General features: G+C 28.6%; 19 protein-coding genes. 17 read left to right on the top strand and 2 right to left on the bottom strand.

All coding sequences use genetic code 11. The annotated features are described in order from the left end of the window. Window positions 1–6 precede the first annotated feature (6 nt). The 6 genes from CSPA_RS27470 to CSPA_RS27445 all read left to right on the top strand — a co-directional run bounded on the left by CSPA_RS27470 (window position 7) and on the right by CSPA_RS27445 (window position 11,085). Window positions 7–906, top strand: coding sequence for a carbohydrate ABC transporter permease (locus CSPA_RS27470; protein WP_015395678.1), 900 nt, complete (start codon window positions 7–9; stop codon window positions 904–906). Between the two features lie 8 nt (window positions 907–914). Continuing rightward, window positions 915–1,754, top strand: a complete 840-nt coding sequence (locus CSPA_RS27465; RefSeq protein ID WP_241393357.1) for a carbohydrate ABC transporter permease — start codon at window positions 915–917, stop codon at window positions 1,752–1,754. Window positions 1,755–1,841: 87 nt separating this feature from the next. Next, window positions 1,842–2,819, top strand: coding sequence for a LacI family DNA-binding transcriptional regulator (locus tag CSPA_RS27460; RefSeq protein ID WP_015395676.1), 978 nt, complete (start codon window positions 1,842–1,844; stop codon window positions 2,817–2,819). A 20-nt stretch (window positions 2,820–2,839) separates the two neighbouring features. Further along, entirely contained in the window at window positions 2,840–4,993 is a 2,154-nt protein-coding gene (bglX, locus tag CSPA_RS27455) for a beta-glucosidase BglX (protein WP_015395675.1), read from the top strand. Between the two features lie 57 nt (window positions 4,994–5,050). Continuing rightward, window positions 5,051–8,419: a GH36-type glycosyl hydrolase domain-containing protein gene (locus CSPA_RS27450; RefSeq protein ID WP_015395674.1), complete on the top strand. Its 3,369-nt coding sequence runs from the start codon at window positions 5,051–5,053 to the stop codon at window positions 8,417–8,419. A gap of 653 nt (window positions 8,420–9,072) precedes the next feature. Then, window positions 9,073–11,085: a methyl-accepting chemotaxis protein gene (locus CSPA_RS27445; protein ID WP_015395673.1), complete on the top strand. Its 2,013-nt coding sequence runs from the start codon at window positions 9,073–9,075 to the stop codon at window positions 11,083–11,085. Between the two features lie 61 nt (window positions 11,086–11,146). Here the strand turns inward: CSPA_RS27445 and CSPA_RS27440 are convergent, their stop codons facing one another. Beyond that, window positions 11,147–11,746: a tyrosine-type recombinase/integrase gene (locus tag CSPA_RS27440; protein ID WP_015395672.1), complete on the bottom strand. Its 600-nt coding sequence runs from the start codon at window positions 11,744–11,746 to the stop codon at window positions 11,147–11,149. Window positions 11,747–11,898: 152 nt separating this feature from the next. Beyond that, entirely contained in the window at window positions 11,899–13,146 is a 1,248-nt protein-coding gene (locus tag CSPA_RS27435; RefSeq protein WP_241393359.1) for a bifunctional diguanylate cyclase/phosphohydrolase, read from the bottom strand. 830 nt (window positions 13,147–13,976) lie between these two features. Between CSPA_RS27435 and CSPA_RS27430 the strand changes: the two genes are divergently transcribed. From CSPA_RS27430 to CSPA_RS27385, 11 genes are all read left to right on the top strand, one after another. Then, window positions 13,977–15,653 (top strand): bifunctional diguanylate cyclase/phosphodiesterase, encoded by a 1,677-nt coding sequence (locus tag CSPA_RS27430; RefSeq protein WP_015395670.1) that lies wholly within the window; start codon window positions 13,977–13,979, stop codon window positions 15,651–15,653. A 240-nt stretch (window positions 15,654–15,893) separates the two neighbouring features. Next, on the top strand, window positions 15,894–16,088 hold the full coding sequence (locus CSPA_RS27425; protein ID WP_017810909.1) for a hypothetical protein: 195 nt from the start codon (window positions 15,894–15,896) through the stop codon (window positions 16,086–16,088). A 52-nt stretch (window positions 16,089–16,140) separates the two neighbouring features. Beyond that, the gene (locus CSPA_RS29365; protein WP_241393360.1) at window positions 16,141–16,464 is read left to right on the top strand and encodes a histidine kinase N-terminal 7TM domain-containing protein; all 324 of its coding nucleotides are present in this window, start codon (window positions 16,141–16,143) and stop codon (window positions 16,462–16,464) included. A 381-nt stretch (window positions 16,465–16,845) separates the two neighbouring features. Then, on the top strand, window positions 16,846–18,042 hold the full coding sequence (locus tag CSPA_RS27420) for an EAL and HDOD domain-containing protein (RefSeq protein WP_015395669.1): 1,197 nt from the start codon (window positions 16,846–16,848) through the stop codon (window positions 18,040–18,042). Window positions 18,043–18,496: 454 nt separating this feature from the next. After that, window positions 18,497–21,937, top strand: coding sequence for a pyruvate carboxylase (locus tag CSPA_RS27415; RefSeq protein WP_015395668.1), 3,441 nt, complete (start codon window positions 18,497–18,499; stop codon window positions 21,935–21,937). A gap of 216 nt (window positions 21,938–22,153) precedes the next feature. Next, window positions 22,154–23,197, top strand: coding sequence for an AI-2E family transporter (locus tag CSPA_RS27410; protein WP_015395667.1), 1,044 nt, complete (start codon window positions 22,154–22,156; stop codon window positions 23,195–23,197). Between the two features lie 218 nt (window positions 23,198–23,415). Further along, window positions 23,416–24,291 carry a response regulator gene (locus tag CSPA_RS27405; RefSeq protein ID WP_015395666.1) on the top strand — a complete coding sequence of 292 codons (876 nt, stop codon included), beginning with the start codon at window positions 23,416–23,418 and terminating at the stop codon, window positions 24,289–24,291. Further along, window positions 24,273–24,740, top strand: a complete 468-nt coding sequence (locus tag CSPA_RS27400) for a chemotaxis protein CheX (RefSeq protein WP_015395665.1) — start codon at window positions 24,273–24,275, stop codon at window positions 24,738–24,740. Before CSPA_RS27405 ends, CSPA_RS27400 begins: the two co-directional genes overlap by 19 nt. An 86-nt stretch (window positions 24,741–24,826) precedes the next feature. Then, complete coding sequence (locus tag CSPA_RS27395; protein WP_335620479.1) at window positions 24,827–25,513, top strand: TIGR01906 family membrane protein; 687 nt, start codon at window positions 24,827–24,829, stop codon at window positions 25,511–25,513. A gap of 14 nt (window positions 25,514–25,527) precedes the next feature. Further along, window positions 25,528–25,905 carry a fluoride efflux transporter CrcB gene (crcB, locus tag CSPA_RS27390; RefSeq protein ID WP_015395663.1) on the top strand — a complete coding sequence of 126 codons (378 nt, stop codon included), beginning with the start codon at window positions 25,528–25,530 and terminating at the stop codon, window positions 25,903–25,905. A 220-nt stretch (window positions 25,906–26,125) separates the two neighbouring features. Continuing rightward, window positions 26,126–26,677 (top strand): ferritin family protein, encoded by a 552-nt coding sequence (locus tag CSPA_RS27385; protein WP_015395662.1) that lies wholly within the window; start codon window positions 26,126–26,128, stop codon window positions 26,675–26,677. Window positions 26,678–26,994 lie beyond the last annotated feature (317 nt).

The following is a 26,994-nucleotide window of genomic DNA, read 5'->3' as shown; positions in this document are numbered from 1 at the left end:
GTGCAGGTGGAAGGTTTTGGACAAAAGTTGAAAAAATATAAATATCCATATTTATTCATAGCACCCACATTGATCATTTTATTTATCTTTTCAATTATGCCTATTATTATTGCATTTATTATTAGTTTTACTAATATGGATTTAAAAGGTCTTGTTGATTTTTCAAATATTAAATTTACTGGAATAAGCAATTATATAAAACTTTTTCAAGATGACTTGTTTTTGAAGGCGGCATTTAATACATTGTTTTATGTTGTTTTAGGTGTACCACTTGTAATCATATTATCTTTAATTGTTGCAATTTTATTAGATCAGGGCACAAGTTTTATGTTTAAAGTTTGTCGTATGTTTTATTATGCACCAGCAATTACCAATGTAGTAGCTGTAGCAGTTATTTGGGGCTTTTTGTATAATAGCAATTATGGTTTGTTTAATCAAATATTAAAATCATTAAGTTTACCGCCAATATCATGGCTTCAAGACGTTCTAATGGCAAAGATTTCTTTGGTTGCCCTTGCAGTATGGAGAGCAATTGGTATGAATATGCTTATATTTTTAGCAGCATTAAAGGGGATTCCAAAGTCTTATTATGAAGCAGCACAGATTGATGGAGCAAATAGTTTAGAAAGGTTTATATATATTAAATTTCCTCTTCTTAGGTCTTCAATTTTCTTTGTGACGATTACTACATTAATAGGCTGGATTCAATTTTTTGAAGAGCCTTTAGTTATGACTAAAGGTGGTCCGTTGAATTCTACTATGTCTATGGCATTGTTAATTTATCAAAATGGTTTTAAAAATAGTAATTTTGGTTATGCGGCAGCTGGATCATTTGTATTATTTGCAATTATTATCATTGCAACAAGTGTTCAATTCAAATTTAAAAAAGACAATGTTGAATATTAGTAAAGTAAATGGAAGGTGAAGGTATGAATCTAAACACAAGAAAAAATAAAAAAATTGTTGTATTTTTCTTATTAATTGTAGGAGCAGTTATTATGGTAACGCCTTTTGTGTGGATGTTACTTACTTCTTTTAAACCAGAAACAGAGGCTATCCAGATGCCGCCAACGTTATTTCCTAAAAGTTTTACCATTGAAAGTTATGTGACTCTATTTACAAAAATGAATTTTATAGTTTATTTAAAAAATACATTAATAATTGTTGCGTTTTCTTTCATAGGCCTTTTATTTAATGCTATGGCAGGGTATGCATTTGCTAAATATAATTTTCCAATGAAAAAAGTATTGTTTGCAGCTGTACTTGCAACAATGATGATTCCCTCTCAAGTAACAATGATTCCAGTGTATTTAATTCTAAATACATTTAAACTTACAAATACAATGGCAGGTATTGTTCTACCAGGTCTTGTAGGTGCGTTTTCTATTTTTCTTTTTCGTCAATTTATGGAAGGCATTCCTACGGAGTTGATTGAAGCGCAAAGAATTGATGGGGCAAAGGAATTTCAAATTTTTTTCAAATTAATTTTACCAATATCAAAACCTATTATTGCAGTACAAGGAATTTTAACTTTTATTGGTGCGTGGAATAGTTTTTTGTGGCCATTGATCGTGGCAAACGATGAGAAATTTTATACCCTATCTGTAGGATTATCATTGTTAAAAGGACAAAATACTTCAGACTTTTCGTTGCAGATGGCTGGAGCAGCAGTTATGGTAGTTCCAATTTTAATAGTTTTTTCTATTTTTCAAAAACAAATTATGGATGGTATTGCGGTATCAGGTATGAAATAGGCTATGGACTTGTGTTGTATTGCATTGTATTCATAATTATAATGGTAATAGTCTTAAATATTATTAGGAAAAAGGAGTTGTATTATTGTGAGTACAATTAAAGATGTAGCTAAATTAGCAGGGGTATCGATTTCAACGGTTTCTTATGCTTTAAATAATACAGGAAATATAAGCAAGGAAACAAAAAAGAAAATTTTAAGTGCAGCAAAAGAACTTGAATATACTCCAAATGGGAATGCAAGAAGTTTAAAAATGAAGAAAAATAATTTGATTGCAGTTGTGCTATATAGTTTTGATGGAAATGTTAATGCTGAAATTATTCGTGGTATACGTGATATAGCAAGAAATAATGCTTATGAAGTTATTATAGTAGAAAGTTGTAATGAAAAGAGTGTTGTTACTAAAGTATTATCACAACGACTTGTAGATGGTGCCATTATATTGTCTGCTAATGTTGATGACGAAATTGTACTAAGTTTATCAGGAAAAAATTTCCCTATTGTAACATTAGATAGAAAACTATCTGGTGACTATATTTCAAGTGTTTTGATTGATAATGTAAAAGCAGTTCATCAAGCTATTGAATATATGTATGGAAAAGGATATAGAAAGATTGGTATTATATCTGGTCCAAAAGATACTTATGACAGTATAAAACGTTTAGAAGGTTTTAGAAAAGCTATAAAGGAATTTCAAATAGAAAATAGAAGTTGCTGGAATGCTAGTGGGGCTTTTAATGAATCGAGCGGATATGAAGCTATGTGTAAGCTTATTAAAGAAAAAGATCTTCCAGAGGCTTACTTTTGTTCTAATGATGATATGGCAATTGGTGCTCTGAGAGCATGTGAAGAACATGGGATTAAAGTGCCAGAAGGTTTGGGGATTATTGGTTTTGATGATATTAGATTGTGTGAATTTGTATCGCCTAAATTGACAACTCTTCGTAGACCTTCTTATGAATCAGGGGTAATTTCAGCTAATAATTTAATTAACAGCCTAAAAGGAGAAAAAGTAAGTAAATGTGTTGTATTAACATCAGAATTACTTGTTCGTGAGAGCTGTTGAAATATAAGGAGGATAATATAATGAAGAATATGGATTTAAATAATTTATTGTCACAGATGACAATAGATGAAAAAATAGGTCAGCTAGTTCAATTTGTTAGAGCTTTTTATTCGGATGATAAAAATGGTGAAATAACTGGACCTTTAAATGAACTTAATATTACTGAGGATGTTATATGGAATTCAGGAAGTGTTTTGGGATCTGATAATGCTGAAGATATGATTGAGATACAAAAAAGGTATTTAGAAAAGAATAGACTTAAAATTCCATTATTATTTATGGCAGATGTTATTCATGGTTTTAGAACCGTTTTTCCGATTCCTCTTGCTATTGGATGTACGTGGGATATGGAGTTAGCGAAAAAAAGTGCTGAGATTGCGGCAAAAGAAGCGGCTTTATCAGGTACTAATGTAACTTTTTCACCAATGGTTGATTTAGTTCGTGATCCAAGATGGGGGAGAGTGATTGAGACTACAGGAGAAGATCCATATTTAAATGGATTATTTGCCACAGCTTTTGTGCAGGGGTATCAGGGGAATATGACAGACGAATACAATATAGCTGCTTGCGTGAAACACTTTGCAGGGTATGGAGCATCTGAAGCAGGGAGAGAATATAATACTGTTGATATGTCAGAACGTAATCTTCGGGAAAACTATTTGCCTTCATATAAAGCTGCAGTAGATGCTGGAGTGGAGCTTGTTATGACATCATTCAATACAGTTAATGGAATTCCATCAACTGGAAATAGTTATCTGATGCGTGATATTTTAAGAAAAGAATGGGGATTTAAAGGTATTGTTATATCTGACTGGGCAGCCGTTCAAGAATTAATTCCTCATGGAGTAGCTAAAGATGGAAAAGAAGCGGCTAAAAAAGCAATAGAAGCAGGCGTAGACATTGAAATGATGACATCAAATTATGTTAATAATTTAAGGGAATTAATAGAAAAAGAAAAAATAAAGATGGAATTACTGGATGAGGCAGCTCTTCGTATTTTAGAATTAAAAAACAAATTAGGATTATTTGAAAATCCATATCGGACTGCTAATGCTCAAAAGGCAGAAGAAGCTTACCTTTGTAAAGAACATAGAGAAATAGCAAGAGAAGTAGCGTATAAATCATTTGTACTTTTAAAAAATAATAATATTTTGCCTTTTAGTAAGGAAAAAAATGTAGCGATTATAGGACCATTTGCAAAAAACAATAGAATACTTGGACCTTGGAGCGTCCAAGGCAAGGAAGAAGAAGCGGTTAATTTTTTAGAAGGAATACAAAATAAAATTGGAAGAGAAAAAGTGGTGACTGTTGAGGGGGGGGGGATAAATTGTGAAGATAAATCTAATTTTGCAGAGGCAATTGAGGCAGCCCAAAAAGCAGATGTAGTTATTTTAGCATTGGGAGAGGACCAAGATATGAGTGGTGAAGCTGGAAGTAGAGCTTACATTACTTTACCTGGAGTACAGGAAGAATTAGCAAAGGAAATATTTAAAATTGGTAAACCAACAGCTGTAGTACTTTTCAACGGAAGACCATTGGAGATGACTTCTTGGTATAAAGAAGCACCAGCTATTTTAGAGGCATGGTTTCCAGGGTCTGAAACGGGAAATGCACTTGCAGATGTACTATTTGGAGATGTAAATCCATCTGGTCGTTTGACTATGAGTATTCCGTATACAGTTGGACAGATACCCGTTTATTATAATTGCTATAATACTGGTAGGCCCAAAAATGAAGGAACCGAAGGAAATAGATTTTTATCCCAATATATTGATATTCCTAACGAACCACTTTATCATTTTGGTTATGGATTGAGCTATACTGAATATTCATATGGAGATATAGATCTCAATAAAACGGTTATGAAATATAATGAAAAGATTACTGCAAAGATAAAGGTAAAAAATATAGGAAAAATGGCTGGAATAGAGACCGTTCAATTATATATTAGAGATATAACTGCTAGTACAGTACGTCCGATAAAAGAATTAAAAGGATTTAAGAAGATTTATTTAGAACCAAATGAAGAAAAGCAGGTTACATTTGAAATAGGTGAAGATATGCTTAAATTCTATAATTCTGAATGTAATTATTTATCAGAAAAGGGTAAGTTTGAAATAATGATAGGACATGATTGTAAAAATGTAAAAGGTGCAGAATTTGAATTGATTTAGAAATATTTATAGTAGTAGTTAACTTTATATATTATAAAAATTACAGGAGGATCTTGGATGATATTAGATAATAAGATAGATGTATTTTCTATAAAAAATGGTAGTACAAAAGTAGAATTTTTACCAACAGGAGATATACATCAAATATTAGTAGACAATATAATGATCAATCAATATCTAGGAAATTGCATTGATGGTTCAGTAAATAATATTTATATTAGAATTCATAAAAAGGAAAAAATTGAAATATTGCCGTTATTAGGAGTCAAATCAAATAGTAGGTTTTATATAAATGAGAAAGAAGCTGTATGGACTGGAGAAACAGAAGGGATTGTTTATAAAATAACATTTGTCTTACAAAAAGAGGGTATTTATTTTTACGAAATATCTTTAGAAGGTAATGGAGAAGAGATTGATTTTATATACGGTCAGGATATTAGTCTTGCAAGAAAGAATGATACACTCACTAATGAGTTGTATGTTAGCCAATATCTAGATCATACAATTTTGAAGGGAAAGCATGGTTATGTAGTAAGTTCTAGGCAAAACCAAGAGCAAGAATATGGATTTCCTTATATTCAACAAGGGAGTATTGATACAGAAATTGTTGCATATAGTACAGATGCTATGCAATTTTTTGGAAAAAGTTATAAAGAAACAAATAAGCCAGAAATTTTAGAAAAAGGTTTGCCAAATGCTAATTATCAGTTTGAGATGGCATATATAGGAATGCAGACACAAAAAATGAACATAGATGGAAGAAAAAATATAACTTTTTATAGTTTAATAAAATCAAACTATACACATAGAATTGAAAAAATTGATTATGAGGAAGAGTTGCTATCTGCTTATGAGTTATTTTCTAGTGATAGACAAAAGCAAAAAGAATCCAAAGAGTTAGAAAAAATACATATGAAAAAGACATTTGGAGATCCTTTTGCATCAGAACAGTTATTAAAGGAAGAACTTGATTCTTATTTCCCTAGCAAAAAGTTTGAAGAATATGGAGGGGATAAACTTCTATCTTTCTTTACGGAAAAACACAGTCATGTAGTCATGAGAGAAAAAGAATTAGCTGTGGAGCGTCCACATGGACATATTATTTTGACAACGGTAGATGATGAATATGTGAGTAGGGAGATAATAAGTTCTACAAACTATATGTATGGAATTTTTAATTCTCATGTAGTGGTTGGAAATACAAATATGCATAAACTTATTTCAACCGCAAGAGGACACTTAAATTTGTTCAAGAATTCTGGACAAAGAATATATGTGAAAATAGAGGGAATATATCATTTACTAACACTTCCGGCAGTATATGAAATGGGGATGAATTATAGTAGATGGTTTTATAAAATAGGAAATGATATACTAACTATTACTTCATATTCTATTGCAAAGAAAGCGGATATTGTATTAGAAGTAACTTCGAAAAATGGATACGAATATGAATTTATTATTACTCAACAACTTGTTATGGGTAATCAGGAATATGACGAAAAAATTCAAGTAATTCAAAAGGATAGAGATCTAATATTTATCCCTGATGAAGATAATTTGATAAAAGAAGTTTATCCAAATTTGTATTATAAAATGAGAATAGAAGGTACTGAATTTGAAATGAGTGATGACAGAGTTTTTTTTGAAAACAACAATTCGTACAATCATACTTTCTTAACTATTAGCACAAAGTCTGTTAATACATTCAGAATTATTATTTCTGGAAGAATTGAAGACAATAGTGAAGAAATAGTAGAAGATATCGGGTTAGGAAGTTTTAAAGAAAATGAAAAGCAATACTTGGATATTTATAAGAAACTTATGGGTGGATTTAATCTATCGTTGTCTGGATCAGAGCAAAAAAATATTGAGAAAATTAATGAAATACTTTGGTGGTATACCCATAATGCTATGATTCATTATATAGCACCGCATGGATTAGAGCAGCCCGGAGGTGCAGCCTGGGGAACAAGAGATGTTTGTCAAGGACCTTTGGAGTACTTCTTGTCAACTGGTCATAGCAGTCTTGTAAGGGAAATAATTCAAATTATTTTTGAAAATCAATTTTATGAAAGCGGAGAATGGCCACAATGGTTTATGTATGATAAATATAATTTCCGTCAATATGATTGTCATGGTGATGTGGTTTTTTGGCCATTAAAAGTTGTAGGAGATTATATAAGAGTAACAGGTGATAATTCTATTCTAAAATGTGAAGTGGGATATCGTCATTTTAAAGATGGAGTGGCTACAAAAAATAAAGAAAGTATTCTTGACCATATAAAACGAAGTATTTGTAGTATAAAAGATAGATATTTATATGATACAAATTTAATTTCTTATGGTGGAGGTGATTGGGATGACACCTTGCAACCAGCAAATGAAGAACTAAAACAGTCTTTAGTCAGTGCTTGGACAGTTACTCTTGCTTATCAAGTAATAAAGTTATTAGCAGAAGAAATTGGCAAAGTTGATGTTTCTTATGGGAAAGAATTGGTTCAAATGTATATGGATATTAAAGAATCGTTTGAAAAATATTTAATTAAAGATGGTGTCATTCCTGGTTTTGTATATCTTGAAGATAAAGAGCATATGGAATATATGCTACATCCTACAGACAAGAAAATAGGTATTCAGTATCGTCTTTTGCCAATGACAAGGAGTATTATTAGTGAATTAGTTGATAAAAACCAGGCAGAAAAAAATATAGCTATTATTGATAGGGAACTTATGCATCCTGATGGAGTTCGATTGATGAACTGTCCGGCTTTTTATAAGGGTGGAGTTAGTGAAACTTTTAAACGTGCCGAACAAGCATCTAATGTAGGCAGGGAAATTGGTTTACAATATGTGCATGCTCACATTAGATATATAGAGGCGATGGCAAAAGTTGGTGATGCAAATAGAGCATGGGATGGAGTTATGAGGATAAACCCAATTAACATTAGTGAAAAAGTATCAAATGCTGAGTTAAGACAAAGTAATTGTTACTTTAGCAGTTCAGATGGTGAATTTGCTACAAGATATGATTTTCAAGAGAATTTTGAAAAACTACGAACTGGTGATGTTAATGTAAAAGGTGGATGGAGGATATATTCAAGTGGCCCTGGTATATATGTAAATCAAATAATTACAAATTTATTAGGTATCCGTATGAATAATAATTTGTTGATTCTTGATCCAGTAATACCTAAAGAGTTGGATAATTTAAAGTTTGATTTTCATGTAAATCATATTCCAGTAACGTTTGTTTATCATATAAACAAACAAGGGGAGAGTATTACCAAAGTATTATTGAATGGTAAAAAGATGGAATTGTCTTATATAGAAAATGCTTATAGAAGTGGTGGGTGCAGAGTTCAATACGAATTATTAAAGGATAATTTTAGTTCTAAAAATACAATTGATATATATATTGGTTAAAATGTACGTAAGATGTATAAATATAACTTATAGTTGAAAAATATTATATGTGAAGTTTTTACAGTGAGTATATATTGTGTTTAAGGCAATTTAGGGTTTTACTTTTATATAATTAAAGTAAAACTCTGCTGATATTGAAAATTCTAATTATATTTTATAGAAATTTAAAAAGTAGCAAGTAAAACTTATAAAATATATGCTTACCAAGCTAGATTATGCAAGGAGTTATATAATAATGATAAAATTTTTAAAGATAAGTTATGAAACAATAATTAATGATTTAAGAAGTAATAAAAAAGTTGATTAACTATAAGTTTGAAAGTTCATAGAATCAATATAATAGATTATTTGATTAGGTAGATAGAGTAATTAAATAAATTTAGTAAATAGAGTATAGTGAAAGGATTTATATAAATCTAAAGCTATACTTTATCTTTTTTTATATAAAAATATCATTTCAGAGGAACAAGATTTAGCTTGTAGGTATTTTGATTAAAAATAATGAAATATCACGAATTCTTAAGAGATGTATGTAACCATTATGATAATTAAAGCATTATTAACAAATATTATCTTGTATTCTTTTTAAAAAATAGTGATAATAAACTGATTGGTATAAAAACAATTTTTTAGTCTTATTATGTACGCGATAAATGAAAGGGGACATATTTTTGTTAAAAAAATTAGATTTTAATAGTATTAGAACTAAATTAATTATTAGTTTGATTTCAATTTGTATAATTCCATTAATTATATTAGGTTTTTTTTCTTATAATCAATCAAAATCAATATTAAATAGTAAACTTGTTACTACAAGCACACAAACACTTTCGGAAGTGAATAGTGGATTAAATGATTATTTTACAGGATTCACGGATAGAGTTACAATGATGGCAAATAATTATAATGTGGTGAATGTTGATTTTGAAGATGATTTCAATTATGTGCCAGATTTATTGAAAAATTTAAAGGAAAGCAATAAAGACATTCTTGACACATATTATGGAAGTGAATCTGGTAAATTTGCAATATATCCCAATTCAAAAATGCCGGATGGGTATGATGCAAGAAAAAGATCTTGGTATGAAGAGGGAATGAAAGCTAAAGGAAAGGTTGTTATAACTAAACCATATGTAGATTCAGTAACTGGAAATACCGTTATTGGGATAGTACAAGCTGTATTAAAGAATGGTAAAATTGTAGGAGTTATTGGAATGGATTGTACTTTATCAACTCTTACAGAGCGTATATCAACTAAGAAAATAGGAAATTCAGGATATGTATTTATCACTGATCCAGATGGAATGACATTAGCTCATCCTGATAAGAGTTTAATTAATACCGATACAGTTACAAAATTGTCTTATTGGCAGGAGGTCAAGTCAGGAGAAAGTGGATTTATTACTTACGATTATTTTGGAGTACAAAAGTTTGGCGTATACAAAACAAATGAATTAACAGGCTGGAAATTAATAGCTTCATTGGAACAAGGTGAATTATCAAATGATACAAGATCTATAATAATAACAACATCTATAATAATATTAATAATGTTCTTTATTTCTATTTTTATGTCGTTATTATTAAGCAAGGGAATAGCTTTAAATATTAAAAAATTAAAAGAGGTATTTGCAAAAGCCTCCCATGGAGATTTATCTACAGTTATAGATGTTAAATCAAAAGATGAATTGGGACAACTTGGGCAAGATTATAATGATATGATAAAAAACATAGGGAAATTACTGGAAAGTGCCCAAAGGACATCCAGTACAGTACTTGATACGACTTCTAATCTTTCAAGTATGGCTGAAGAAACAACGGCTTCAATGTCACAAGTGTCATTAGCTGTTTCAGAAATATCTGAAGGGGCTATTCATTTAGCTGAGAATTCTCAGGAGACAGTAACAGGGATTGAAGATTTGTCAAAAAAATTAGATAGTATTTCAGATGTAACAAAAGATATGAGCAATGTATCACAGAATACAAAAGATTTAAGTAAGGATGGTATTGAAATTGTTAGTGTTTTAATTAATAAAAATAACGAAACAATGGAAGCAACGGCAAAGGTTTCGGATATAGTTTCTAATATGAATGAGAGTGTAAAAAAGATTAGTACAATTTCAAATGCTATAAATGAAATAACAGAGCAAACAAATTTACTTTCTTTAAATGCATCAATTGAGGCTGCTCGTGCAGGAGAAGCAGGAAAAGGATTTGCTGTAGTTGCTGATGAAATTAGAAAGCTTGCCGAACAATCAAGAAAATCAACAGAACAAATTAAAATAATAATAGAAGAAATTCAAGCAAAAGCTGATGTTGCAGTAAAAGCCATGAATGGAACTAAGAACATTAATTTAGAGCAAAATCAAGCAGTAACAAAAACAGAAAAAATATTTAATGATATATTATTTTCTATAACAACTTTAACAGAGAGAGTTATAGAGGTGGAGACTTCAATAGACGATATGCAAGTTCAAAAGCAGCTCTTTGTTGTGCAAATAGAAAATAGTTCGGCTATTTCAGAAGAAACAGCTTCATCAACAGAGGAAGTAACTGCTTCAGCAGAAGAAGTTACAGCTACCATGGATAGATTTGGTCATGATACTGATGAATTGAAACAGTTATCTGAAAAGTTAATGGAGGAAATATCTAAATTTAAAATTTAAAATAATGAAGGGGTTAATAAATTAAAATAAAAGGTATCTGCTTAGCTAGATACTTTTTATTTTACACCATTTCACTTTTTTCATTAAGTTTACTATACATTCTTTCTTGTTGCTTTGTGGTAAATTGAAAGTATATTTCAGTATTAGATATAGCTTTATGTCCTAACCACCACTGAAGTTCTTTTATATCCATATCTGATTCAGCTAAATGAACTGCAGTAGTATGTTTCAATGCATGAAAATGATGCTTGGTTTTGTCAGAAATATTAGCTAAAGAACAATATTTTTTCATCAAATAGTCAAGGGTTTGCCTTGAGATAGGCTTACTTTTTTGGCTTTTGAATAGAAAATTAGATTCATCAGTTATATTTGTTTCAAAAATATAGCTATCTAAAATTTGCTTGGTTTTTTGGTCTAATCTTATAGTGTTATTGCTACTTCCTTTTAGTCTTTTACAATAAAGTTCACCTTTAGAATTATTATAATTTTCGAATTTTAATAATGAAATTTCAGAAGCTCTTAAACCACATCTATAAGCAATTCTAAAAATAGCTAGATTTCTTGTTTTATGTGTATCGAAAGAGTTCTCTATTGAGTCGAAGAGTCTCGTTGCTTCGGATTGTGTTAAATATTTTATTCTTTCACTAGAATTATTTTTCAAAATTAACCTCCTTATGATAAAATTAGTCAATATATATTTTTTGAACTGTTTTATTGTAACATATAATTATTTTAAAACCAATTATTTTTGAAGAAAGTACATAATAATCATCTTAGAATAGGATATAGAAGGATAGTTATTTGATAAATAGTTTAGTCCCAATTAACACATAAAACTTTTTCAATAAAGGTTCTTGTAATATATGTATCAAATTGGCTGCCTGCATTTAGTTTTAGTTCATTTACGGCATCTTCAATATCTAAAGCATTTCTATATATGGTGTCAGTTGTCATCGAATGATAAGCCTCGGCAACATGTATAATTCTCGAAAAGAAAGGTATCTTATTGCCCTTTAATCCTTGTGGATAGCCAAGACCATCGACTCTTTCATGATGATATAATACATAGTTAGCTATATTTCTATATTCATTTAAATAGTTAAGTATTTTATATCCGATTTCAGAATGACGTTTTATTTCATTTAATTCAGACATAGTAAGTTGATTAGGTTTGGATAATATATCGCAATTAATTGCTATTTTACCGACATCATGAAATAAGCCTGCTAATTCAAGTTTTCTTATTTGATTTGTACTTAAACCTAATGCAATGCCTAATTTCTTACAAAGTAAACTCACTTCTCTTCCATGAAAATGTTGGACTAAACTGCTATCATTTAAATTTGAAGTTAAATAGTTTAATAATTTAGATTCAAAAATATCTCTATTAAGAAGTTTTTGACTATACATAGAATTATCAGCTTTATTGCATATTTTATTTAATGTTTTATAAGAATTATATTTTGTTGCTGTGCCAAATGAAGCAGATAAAACACTTTTCTCAATGGGATTATTTTGTATGTAGTCGTTTATATTGTCTATGAGCTGTTTCGATTGTAGAGAATTTGTATTTGGAAGTACTATGTGAAACTCATCTCCTCCGATGCGAGCAATAACAGCTTCTTCTTTACAAAATATTTGCAGAATTTCACCAAATGTTTTTATAAGTTCATCCCCAGCTACATGACCAAATACATCATTTGTAAATTTCAACCCATTCACATCTGACACAATAATGGAAATTGGATAATTATTTTTGATATCCATGTGCTTTAAATTTTCTTCATAGAAGCGTCTGTTATAAAGTCCGGTTAATTCATCATGATAGCTTAAAAATAAACTTCTGTTTTCATTTTCTTTTAGTGTAGTGATATTAAGTGCAAAAGATGTTAATCCAACAATTGAATTCTTTTTTGATATTAATGGTGAGTAGTAACTTTGCCAATATGAATTTGAATATTTATTGATAGTAGTGAAACTCTCGCCATTAAAGATTTTATCAAAATCACTTTTAATACCTTCTTTATTAGTACCATTTTTAATAATATCAAATATATTCATACCAATTTTTATTTCCTCTTTGTATAAAAGAAAAATAAATTCTTTATAAATATTATTAAAAGCAATATAACGATAATTTTTGTCCAAAGAGAAAAACATGAGTTCCTGTGAACTTTCTAAAGCTGATTCGAGTAAGATATTTGAAGATTGTAACTCATTTTTTGATTTTAATAATTCTAGAATTCTTTTATTAATAAAAAAGTAACTTATTAATAAAGCTATGAATATAAATAGTGAATTGGTAATCATATTTACAGCTAAAGTTAGTGACTTATTGGAAAAGAAAAAGACCGTTATCATATAATAATATATAGGGAATATAATTAATGATAAAAAATATATATAAGTTATACTAAGGGCCAAACTGTTGATATCTATTTTATTTCTAAAACGAAGTTTTTTTAGAGACGTCGAATAATATTCTAATATTTTGGTTACATCGAAGTTGAAAATTTTCATTAGATATGATTTATCCTCCTTTATGAAACTGACATTATTATATGATTTTACAAAAAGAATGACGTATTTTATGAAAATGATACAAAATAGTTATTTTGTACTATTAATGTATATATAAATATATAATTTTTAAATAAATGTAAAATTGTAACTGTCTATTATTGGATAAAAATTAAAAATGATAAGATTCTGAGCAAATAATTAGCTAATAGTATTCTTAAATTAATAATATTTGGATTTTATACAATTTTATGCTATACTGAAACAATACAAAATAACTATTTTGTACTATTAATACATATTGAACGTTTTAATAGTGACGTATAAGCCTTTTGAATTAATATTTAATAAATATATAAGAGGTGTGTAATATGCATAATTTATACAACATAAAGAATGAAGAAATATTGAGTCGCGCTATTGAGGGAGGAGATTTTGGAGTTTTAGAATGGTGTATAAACAAGGGTGAAATGATAATTTATGAAAAAGTGCAAGAAATAGTTGGGTGTAAATTTGAAAATATTAGTAATATGTTTGAATTCATAGAAAGTATTGCATATGAAGAAGATAAAATATTAGCAATAGAAGAATTTAATAATTATATTAAAGGTTTGTCAACCTTATATAGAAGTATATTTCGAATTAAAACTCAAAATGGAGAAGTGAGATGGATTTTTATTAAGGGTAAAATAATTAAGGGTAAAGCTGAAACGTACGATTTATTTTCGGGAATAATAGTTAATGTCACGGAAGACAATGTATTTGAAGGATGCGATAGCTTAACTAAAATACCAAATAGGATCTTTTTTTTGAAAAAATTAAAATATTCAATAGAGAAAAATAAACATAATAATAAAAAAGGTGCATTAATACATATTAATATTGATAACTTTAAAACATTGAATTATAATCTGGGCAATGTCTTTGGAGATTGCGTTTTAAAGGTTTTTTCTCAAGCAATTAATGAGTTGGTTTCTGAAATTGGTGAATTAGGCAGATTAGGTGGAGATGACTTTGGTTTGATAATTCATCAATTTAATTACATAAAAGAAATAGAAGAAGTATGTAACAAAATTCATGAACGACTTAATAAACCATTTGAAATCAATGGAGATTCGATTTTTCTTACAGTGAGTTTAGGTATAGCGGTTTTTCCACATGATAGTTCAGAAATAGATGAATTATTAAAATTTTGTGATTTTGCGAGATATAAATCGAAACAAATTGGAAAAAATAAATGCTTCTTTTTTGATAAAAAAATATCAGAAGAGTATTTTAGAAGAGCCTTAATTGAAGTTGAACTAAAAAAATCAATAATAGATAAAGAATTATCTATTTGTTATCAACCACAAATAGATTCTTTAAATAATAGAATTATTGGAATTGAAGCACTTTTGCGATGGAAGAATAATAAACTTGGAAATGTTTCGCCAGATGAATTTATTCCAATTGCTGAAAGTAGTGGGTTTATAGTTCAGATAGGAAAATGGGTTTTTGATGAGGTGTTAAAGGATGTAAATGTTTGGCAAAACAGAGGGTACAAATTTAATACAATATCAATAAATGTATCTCCAATACAGATAAAAGAAAGTGATTTTATAGAAAAGGTATTGTCTGGATGCTTGAAAAATAACATTAAACCGTCAATTATTGAATTAGAAATAACAGAAGGAACTTTAATGCAAATTAGTAAAGAGAAGATAGAAGAATTAAAGGAACTTATGAATAATGGAATAAGTATTGCTTTAGATGATTTTGGAATTGGATATTCCTCGCTAAATTATTTAACTAAATTGCCAATTAGTACACTGAAAATAGACAAATCATTCGTTGATGATATTAAAAATGAGAGTAATCAGGCGGTGATTAGATGTATAATTGAATTATCTAAAACCCTAAAATATAAGATAATTACTGAAGGTGTGGAGACAAAGGAACAACTTAATTTACTAAAGGAATTAGGCTGTAATATTATTCAAGGTTACTATTTTAGTAAGCCTTTGCCACAAGATGAAATTGAGGATTTACTTAAATTATATGTTGTCTAAACAACATAGTTTTTACTTGATTAATAATATTAAAGAATTATTTTAAATATTGATATATGGGGCTAATATATATAAAATTAATGAGCAGTTCCTAACTTGAATTGATAATTGTAGAACAAATAAAATAATAGTATAATACAATATAATGATACTCAATTAAAGTAAGTATTTATACTAAGGCTAATATGAGAAAATGTTGATGAATTAATAATAAAAATTGTTGGTGGTGGGGAAGCAATTATGGTAAGGTTACTGTTGACCTTGATACTAGTTATATCAATAGTAAGTGGCGTTGTATTGATACTGTATTCATACAAGAGAAAATCAATTTCTGGGGCTAAATATTTTATTATTGTATTATCTATGATGACTTATGATGCGACATACATCGGAGAGTTAAATTCAAATGAAATTTCAACAGCTTTAATGGTTTGATTTAGAACATATTCCTATTTTAACAGAGCCATATTTTGGGGTTCTAATGTGTTTGGATTATACTAGAATGTCGCGAAAATATGTAAAAGTATTCAAAGTTGTTATGATACCATGTCTTGTATTCTTCTACGTAACATTTTTTACGAATAAATTCCATCATATATATATTTCAAAATTTGAATTTGTGAGCAATGGACATTTTAATGTACTTGTATATGAAAAAGAAATCGCATTTTATATGGTGATTACTTATATTACAATATGTGAATTGATAAGTACATTCTTATATATCAAAGGATATATAAAATCAACTAAATTACATGAGTATGGATATAATAGATATTTTAGAATTGATTATTCTGCTTATTCCATGTGAAGAAGAAATTTATTATAAACTTTTTGTTATACTTGACGGTTTTGGAAGAGTTTCAGAAATAGTAAGAAAAATTAAATGACTTAAAAATAAATTATTAACAGAGTATGATATAAACTTATCTGATAGATTAAAAGAAGTGTGCTCAAAATATATTACTTTAAATATTGAAGATAATTAGCAGAGTTGAAAGAGTATATGATCTATAATATTTTAAAAATTTTTATGGATTATATGTTTTTTTGGGTTAGTGGATACTTTATATTAGAATTTGGCTAGAATCAAATGATAAAATTATAGTAAAAGTAATGGTGCTATAAATAAAGTGATAAAATTATATAGAGTAATTATTAGAGAGAGGAATGGGGTTAGGTGGATATATTTGTGGCGAGACAGCCTATATTTGATAGGAATAAAGAAGTTATTGCATATGAACTATTATATAGAAATGGATGTGAAAATTTCTATAATGGTGTTAATGGAGATGAAGCAACACTAAGTGTTATAACGAACTCGTTCTATAATTTTGGTATTAAAAATATAGCAGATAATAAAAAAGCTTTTATAAATTTTACAGAAGAATTGCTCATAAAGGAAATACCAACACTACTTCCATGTGAACATGCAGTAGTAGAAATTTTAGAAGATATAGAACCAACTGATGAGGTATTGTTTGCCTGCAAAAAACTCAAAGATAAGGGATATACATTAGCACTAGATGATTTTATTTATGATGAACAATATATTAAATTTATAGAATTTGTGGATATAATAAAAGTAGATTTTAGAATTACAAAAGGATATGAAAGGAAAAAGATATTTGAATTATTAAAAATAAACAATAATATAAAGTTCTTAGCTGAAAAAGTTGAAAATAAAAACGAATATAGTGAAGCCTTAGAACTTGGATATACATATTTTCAAGGTTATTTCTTTAGTGAGCCAATAATATTATCAAGAAAAAGTATTCCAGCAATTGAAAGTACAGCCTTAAAAATTTTGAAATTAATAAATAAAGAAGAGTTTAATTTTAGTGACTTAGAAAAATTAATAATGAGAGATTTGGGAATATCATATAAGATAATGAAGTTAATTAACTCTTCAATTTATTATATAAGAAGTAAAGTAAGCTCAATACGACAAGCAATTACTTTTTTAGGAGAAAAAGAAATAATAAAATGGCTTTATGTTATTTTATTAAATGACCTAAAAGGAAATTGTGCAAGTGAATTATTGAAAGTTTCATTACAAAGAGCAAAAGTATGTGAGTTCATATGTAATATGAGCAAATATAAAGAAAGAATTTTTTCAGCATATATGACAGGATTATTTTCAGTAGCAGATGTTATTTTAAATTGTCCTATCAATATTATAGTTAATGACTTGTGTATAGTTGATGAAATTAAGAATGGTTTAATTAAAGAAGATGATCCTTTAAATAAAATGTTAAAATTAGCTATTAGCTATGAAAAAGGCCAATGGGAAAATGTTATGCATTATGCAAAGGAAATTGACATAGATGCCAGCAAAATGTCAGAAATATATATTGAAGCTGTAAAATGGGCAGATAATATATATTGAGATAAGTAGCCATTAATAAAAAATATACATATGTTAACAGTGAAAATGAATTTATTGTACGTATTAATTATATCGGAATATGTTGGCTAGAATTTATATAAAAGCAGAAAAATGAATTTATTAAAAAAAATAATTTCATAATTAATAAAATAAAACGACTCGTTGTTAAAATAAAATAATGTAAAAATTAATATAAAAGATAAATATTATGTATCATATGCGCTGAAATGTGATATAATCTATATATTGATTTTTTGAAGTATAATTTTTATAATTACAATATTTTAGTTATAAAAATTGCAATAATATTATACTTGAATATTTTTTTAATAGAAATATTTTATTAGATATTTTAGTTAATAGTTCTATAATTAGCGTTTTCTATAATAATATACGTTTTTAAAGCAATTAAATTATAGAATTATAAATATATAACAAAGGAGTTGTATTTTAATTGGGGAAAAAATTTAAAAGAGTGTTAGTTGCTAATAGAGGCGAAATAGCAATAAGAATTTTCAGAGCATGTCATGAACTTGGCATAAGAACAGTGGCTATATATACTGAAGAAGATAAGTTCGCATTATTTAGAACTAAGGCTCATGAGGCATACCAAATAGGGAAAAACAAGGGGCCAGTTGAAGCTTATTTAAACATTGATGAGATTATAAGCCTTGCACTTAAAAAGCATGTAGATGCAATACATCCAGGGTATGGTTTCTTATCAGAAAATCCTGATTTTGCAAAAAGGTGTGAAGAAGCTGGGATAGAATTCATAGGGCCGAAATCAGAGATGATGGATAAATTAGGGGATAAAATCAAATCAAAAATAGTAGCTAAAGAAGTTGGGGTTCCAGTAATACCAGGGGTAGAAAAGCCTATAGATTCTGAAGCTGAAGCTTTTGAAGTTGCTAAAATGTGTGGTTTCCCAGTAATGATTAAGGCTGCTGCAGGTGGCGGTGGTAGAGGTATGAGAATAGTAAGAAGTGATGAAGAACTTCTTGCTGCTTTTAGAAATGCAAAAAATGAAGCTAAAAAGGCTTTTGGTAATGACGATATGTTCATTGAAAAATATATTGAAGGACCAAAGCATATTGAAATACAAGTATTAGGAGATAAAATCGGTAATATTGTTCATCTTTATGAAAGAGATTGTTCTATTCAAAGAAGACATCAAAAAGTTATTGAAATTGCTCCAGCATTATCTTTAACTCAAGAAAAACGAGAAGAAATCTGTGCTGATGCACTTAAAATAGCTAAATCTGTAGGATATAGAAGTGCAGGAACTTTAGAATTCTTAGTTGACATGCATGGAAATCATTATTTCATTGAAATGAATCCAAGAATTCAAGTTGAACATACAATTACTGAAATGACTACAGGTATAGATATAGTTCAAAGTCAGATATTAATAGCAGAAGGATATGAGTTAGGTTCTAAGGAAGTAGGAATTTATTCTCAAGACGATATAAAACCAAGAGGATATGCAATTCAATGTAGAATAACTACAGAAGATCCTGCAAATAACTTCTCTCCAGATACAGGTAAAATAGATGTTTATAGAACTGGATCAGGATTTGGTATCAGACTTGATGGAGGAAATGGATATAGTGGTGCGATAATTAGTCCATATTATGATAGCTTACTTGTAAAGAGTACTGCATATGCAAGAACTTTTGATGATGCTGTAAGAAAATCTATTCGTGCAATCAAGGAATTAACAATTTCAGGAGTTAAGACTAATGTAGATTTCTTAATTAATGTACTAAATAATGAAAAGTTCAAAAAAGGTGAATGTGATACTAACTTCATAGCTGATAATCCTCAATTATTTGATATTACAGCAAGAAGTGATGAAGAATATAGAATTTTAAAATTTATCGGAGAAAAAGTTGTAAATGAAACTAAAGGAAAGAAAAGGGAATATGATGTACCGGATATTCCAATTATAACTTCTTTAGATGGATTAAGTGGGACTAAGCAAATATTAGACGCACAAGGGCCTGATGGTGTAGTTAAATGGATAAAGGATCAAAAGAAACTGCTTCTTACAGATACAACAATGAGAGATGCCCAACAATCCTTAATGGCGACTCGTGTTAGAACTCAAGATATGAAAAATATTGCAAAGGCAACAGCTGTTTATGGAAATGACTTATTTTCACTTGAAATGTGGGGAGGAGCTACTTTTGACACTGCTTATAGATTCTTAAAGGAATCTCCATGGAAGAGACTTGAATCTTTAAGAAAGAGAATTCCAAATGTTATGTTCCAAATGCTTATTCGAGGAGCAAATGCAGTGGGATATAAAAACTATCCAGATAATGTTATAAGAGAATTTATAAAAGAATCAGCAGAAAATGGAATAGATGTATTTAGAATTTTTGATTCACTTAACTGGTTAAAGGGGATAGAAGTATCTTTAGATGAAGTTTTAAAATGTAATAAGGTGGCAGAAGTTGCATTATGTTATACTGGTGATATTTTAGATGAGACTAGAGATAAATATAGCTTAAAATATTATGTAGATAAAGCTAAAGAAATCGAAAAAATGGGAGCACATATCCTTGCTATAAAAGATATGTCAGCGTTACTTAAACCTTATGCAGCTAAAAAGCTTATAACTGCATTAAAGGATGAGATTTCAATTCCTATTCATCTTCATACTCATGATACCACTGGTAATGGTGTTGCCACAGTATTAATGGCAGCAGATGCTGGTGTTGATATTGTTGATACAACTTTTAATAGTATGTCAGGACTTACAAGTCAGCCTGCATTAAACTCAATTGTTGCAGCTCTTGGAAATACAGATAGAGATACAGGTATTGATTTAAGTGGTATTCAAAAATTATCTGATTACTGGGATACAGTAAGACCTGTATATAGTCAATTTGAATCAGATTTAAAATCAGGAAGTGCTGAAATTTATAAATTTGAGATTCCTGGTGGTCAATACTCAAACTTAAAACCACAAGTTGAAAGCTTTGGACTTGGACATAGATTTAATGATGTAAAACACATGTACAAAAAGGTAAATGATATGCTTGGAGATATAATCAAGGTTACTCCATCATCAAAAATGGTTGGGGATATGGCAATTTTCATGGTTAAAAATGATTTAACTCCTGAAAATATTCTTGAAAAAGCTAAAAATATGGCATTCCCAGATTCTATAGTATCATACTTCAAAGGTATGATGGGTCAGCCAGAAGGAGGATTCCCTAAGGAATTACAGGCACTTGTATTGAAGGGAGAAGAACCTATAACTGTTAGACCTGGAGAATTATTACCATCAGAAGATTTTGATAAGATTGGAACATATTTAAAGGATAAATATAAATTTACTCCATGTATGAAGGACATAATAAGTTATGCATTATATCCAGATGTATTTGAAACATATATTAAGTCTATATTAGAATATGGTGACGTAAGTCGTATGGGTAGTGACGTATTCTTCCATGGACTTGCTGAAGGAGAAACTAGTGAAATTGAAATTGCTGAAGGTAAAACAATGATTATTCAATTAGTTGAAATAGGCAAGTTAGATGAAGAAGGAAATAGAGCTTTGGATTTTGAAATTAATGGAAATAGAAGAGAAATCAAGATAAAAGATAAAACTGAAAGAATTATAAACCATACAGGTGTAGACAATTCATCTAAAATGGCTGATCCTGATAATAAATTAGAGATTGGAGCAAGTATTCCTGGAACTATAATAAAAGTTCTTGTAAAAGAAGGAGATAGTGTAAAGGAAGGTGACAGTTTACTTGTAATAGAAGCAATGAAGATGGAAACAAATATTGTTGCATCTGGTACAGGAACAATTGAAGCGATATTTGCAGAAGAAGGAAAACAAGTTAAGACAGGTGAACTGCTAGTTAAAATTAAATAATTTAAGTAGTTAAGGTTAAGGCTGGCTAAAAGTTAGGTGATTGAAATATTGAATTTTGATTAGATGATAATACTTTTGGGCAGCCTTTAATTTAAGGTTAATTTTATTTACATGGAAAAGTAAAACTGATAGTATAAAGATAGGTGTATTTTTAGAATTTATTGGAGAATTATAGAGATTAATAAGATTTAATATAAGTTATAAGGAGTAGTAATAATGCCAAGTATGATGCAGATTGTGAGAAGCAGGGGATTTAAAAGGTTTATATCTATACTATTAATATTCTTATTTTTATATGCAATGAAAAGTATGATTAGTTTGATACTCTTAACATTTGTATTCTCATTCCTAATTAATAGTGTTTCTAAGTATTTCATACGTAAACTTGAGGATAAAATAAGAATAAATTATAAATTGATGATAATGACAGTATCTTTGGTGGTAACAGCTATGTTGTTTATAGTGATTATAGACTTTTTACCATTAGTTGTTCATGAATTTAGGCAAGTGGTTAAGCAAGTAACTCAGATATATAATGCTCCACAGAGTAATCCGATTTTTGAACTTGTAAGACAGAGATTGGATAAAGTTTATGGAACGATTTTTTCTACAGAAGGTATAAGCTATATTGCAGTTTATATAACTAATATAGGAAGAGTAGGATTTAACATTATAATTGCATTAATTTTAAGTATTTTTTTACTTTTAGAGAAGCAAGTTGTTAGTGAATTTACATCAAAATTTAAACAAAGTAAAATAGGTTGGTTTTTTGATGAAGTAGAGTTCTTTGGAAGAAAATTTGTTTCATCTTTCGGAAAAGTTATTGAGGTTCAGATTGTAATAGCCACAATTAATGGAATTCTTTCAGCTATAGGTCTATCAATAATCGGATTCCCACATTTGCTTGGATTTGGAGTTATGGTAATGTTACTTGGACTTATTCCTGTAGCAGGAGTTATTATATCATTAGTACCTCTAAGCATAGTTGCTTTTAATAATGGAGGATTAATACAAGTAGTATATGTGCTTGTTATGATTGCATTGCTTCATGCTTTTGAGGCTTATATATTAAATCCAAAGTTAATGTCTTCAAAGACAAAGCTTCCAATATTCTATACTTTAAGTATTCTTTTGGTTTCAGAACATTTAGGCGGAGTTTTAGGGTTAGTTATAGGGATTCCAGTTTTTATGTTTATCTTGGATATTATCGAAGTGCCTTATGGAAACAAAAATAAAGAAAGTGAAGACATAAATACATAGAGAGTACTATTTATACTAAAAAAACGATAAATTTTTTAAATTTGTTGAGTATTGTTAATGTTTAAAATATAATAATATTAAGGGGTTAATTCACAAAAAGTATACTTATTGGTTTTTGTCGAAGTGTTTTGGAATTCAAGGTACATAAATATATAAATAATATATTAAGATGAAGTGAATTAATTATAAATATAAGAGTAAAAGGGCAGGTGTAATTTATGAAAAAAGTGAATATTATGATAGTTGATGACTCACCTTTTCAAATTGCTTTATTGAGGGATTTGTTGACTGAAAGCGGATTTAATGTTGTTGGTGAGGCAAGTTCTTTAGAAGAAGTTATTGAAGTGGCAAAGGAAACAAAACCAGATTTAGTTACTATGGATATGACTATTCCTGGAACTGATGGATTTGAATGTACAAGAGAAATACATAAGATAAATCCTAATACTAAGGTTATAATTGTTAGTTCTATGATGGATGATGAAATAGTAAAGAAAGCTAAAAAGACACATGTATCTGGATATGCTCAAAAGCCAGTTGATGCAGAAGAATTAACACTATTAATCAATAGAGTTATGGGAGATGAAGAGTTATTTTCAGAAGTTGAAAAATTATATTCTCCTATGTTTAAACAAGCTGTATTGGATATATTCAATAGACTTACTAAAACAATACCAGAAATAGTTAATGAAAGTAATGAAAATGTAGAAAAAACTAGTGAAGGTATTTCTATAGTTATGGGAGTTATAGGTAAATACTCAGGTAGAACTATTTTTGATATGTCATTTGATACTGCACAGAATATAGCAAAGGTATTGCTTAAGAGAGAACCTAAAAATCATGAAGAAATGCTTAATGTTATGTCTGAAATAGTTAATATGATTGCAGGAAATGCATGTTCAATGATGAATAAAAAGAATAAAGTTTTTGGATTAAGAGTTGCTCCTCCAACAACATTTCATGGAGAATCAATTAATATATCAAAAGCAGAATTAGATATTACATATTCAGCTGATGTAAAAACTCAATTTGGAGATTTATCAATAAGTGTAGGATTTGGAAGAGGTGAAGGGGAATGGATGTCAATTATTTAAATCCAATAATAAGTTCTTTTATTAATGTAATGCCACAATTGGGATTACCAGCAGTAGAGAAAAAAGGAGTAAGTCTTAAGGGGAGATTTATAGAAAGTCCAGGAGTTGTTATTATAGTTGGTATCATTGGTGATATTAAAGGTAATGTAATCTATGGATTGTCATTAGAGGATGCAAAGAAAATTGCATCAGCAATGATGATGGGGATGCCTGTAAATGATTTTGATGAATTAGCTCAAAGTGCTATTTCAGAACTTACAAATATGTTAACGGCAAATGTTGCAACTAATTTTTCACAAGATAATATTATAATAAATATTTCTACGCCAACTCTTGTTCATGGAAAATTCACTGCAAATGCAAGCTCTGATAAAGTTGTTTGTGTTACTATGGGAGTTGGAGATATGACTGTTGAAGTTAATATTTCTATGGAGAAAAATACAATATAATATATTGGCAAGTTACATAGAACCATTTATAATTTTATAATTATAAGTGGTTTTATTTCAGAATTTTATTAAAGGGGTGATTTAATATTAATAAGGTCTTTCTAGAAGTTATAAGAAGAATATCGAAATTATTTATTCATATATTTTATGCAATTTCAATTATTTCTATTGCTGTTTTATTAGTTTTAAATATAACAAGTATATATAACTATGCAATATATAAATATGACCTAATCAAATATACTGGTTTATCAGCAGAAATTTTAATGGAAAATTACAAAAGAACAATAGATTATGTTCAGAATCCATTTATAAAAGAACTAACATATAATAGTGTGCCTATGAGCAGTTTTGGAAAAATTCATTTTTATGAAGTAAAAAGAATATTTATAGCCTTATATGTTTTTAGTATAGTTTTTATAATTGCAATGATTATACATATAATAAGAAATAGAAATAATAAATTAGCCGAAAAGCTTATAAAAAGTTTAAATAGTAGCGTAAATATAATGGCAGTGATCTTTGTATCTGTTTTTGCAGGGGCTGTAACGGATTTTTCTAAAGCTTTCTATTTATTTCATAAGTTATTTTTCAGAAATGACTATTGGATTTTTGATCCTAAAATTGATCCAATAATAAATGCATTACCTGAAGAATTATTTGAGATGGAATTTATGTTAATAATAGGAGTATTAATTATTTTTACGATAATCATTAAAATATTGAATTACAAATTAAAGAAGAGAAAAAGCGGGTTTATTTTTAAAAGATAAATGGAGGTGACGATTTGCAAAAAATTATATTTGTTGGAATAGGTGGCGGGATTGGCGCTGTAATTAGATATTTAGTTACGATTCAATCAACTAAGATGATAAACTCTGATTTTCCATTAGGTACATTGATAGTGAATGTAGTTGGGGGATTTCTCATTGGGATGATAGTGGAATTAAGTGTATCTACAGATTTAATATCTCCAGAATTAAAGTTATTTTTAACTACAGGAGTTATGGGTGGACTTACTACCTTTTCAACATTTAGTCTTGAAACGATTAACCTAATAAGCAGTGGAAGATATTTTTTTGGAATTGCTAATATTTTTCTTAATCTATCTTTAAGTTTAGGTGGGGTTGTGTTAGCGAAATCATTATGTAAACTTTTTGGTTAATAATCCTTGTCATAAATATATGAGAGTGATAAAATTGCCAAGAATTTAAGAATTTACACCTATGAAAAGAGTAGCTATGCCACAATACGGAACTTTTCTGCAACCAAGAATTTGTGCATAGAATGTGGTATAATAAGCACGGTGTTAATTTTTATGGGTGATTGTTTTTGTGGTTCTTAATATTTTAATGATAAAAGATGATATGGGGAGTAATGATTTAATGAAATGTACAATATGTGGTATGGACATAAATGAAAAAAACTATAATTTTAATGAGGGCGCTTTTGCTAATAAAAATTCTATAGACAATATTATGTACTGTCCATTTTGTGGCGTGAACAAGGAGTATCTAAGTGAAAATAGTGAAATCATAGAAGTGAAAGCTAATTTGCTTGATGAAAAAACCTTACAGATTTTAGACCATGCTGTTAAACTTGAACTTTTCAATGGTGACTTTTATAGAACAGCAGCAAGTAAAGCAAAGGATAATGAAATTAAAAAAATGTTTGAAGCGTTGTCAGTAATAGAGACGTTTCATTCTAAAGTGCATCAAAGGCTGGGGGGATTTACTAAAGTTCCTGAGTTAAATAAAGTTAGTTATGATAAATATAACAGTGATAGTGCTCTTTTAAAGTTAGCAAAGCAAAAGGAAGAACATGCTATAAGTTATTATGAAAAATATAAAAATGAAGTTAATGATAATAATTTAGTGGCTATTTTTGAAGCTTTATCAATTGTTGAAAGGGAGCATATTATTCTTGTTGAAGAATAATGTAGATTATTTGAAATTTTAAAAATAAGATATAAACTTAAATAAGCCTTAAAGAATTATTTCAACTTAATTTAAGAAAATAAATATATCAAATAAAAATTATGTAAGCTTTGGTAAGGAATTAATAAATTTTATCTATATAATATCCTTGAATTTAAGAATTTTATATGTTATCATTAACAAGTATCAAAAATATTATATATTTAGTTTGTATTAAGAGAATGAGAATGTTTAGTACAAATGGTAGGTGTAATGTTTTGATCAAGGTAATGATTAATATGGTTTGGCGTCCAAAGGGGACGAAAGTTTTCTTAAAG

The organism is Clostridium saccharoperbutylacetonicum N1-4(HMT), assembly GCF_000340885.1.
Classification (GTDB): domain Bacteria; phylum Bacillota; class Clostridia; order Clostridiales; family Clostridiaceae; genus Clostridium; species Clostridium saccharoperbutylacetonicum.
This window is presented reverse-complemented; position numbering and strand designations above follow the sequence as displayed.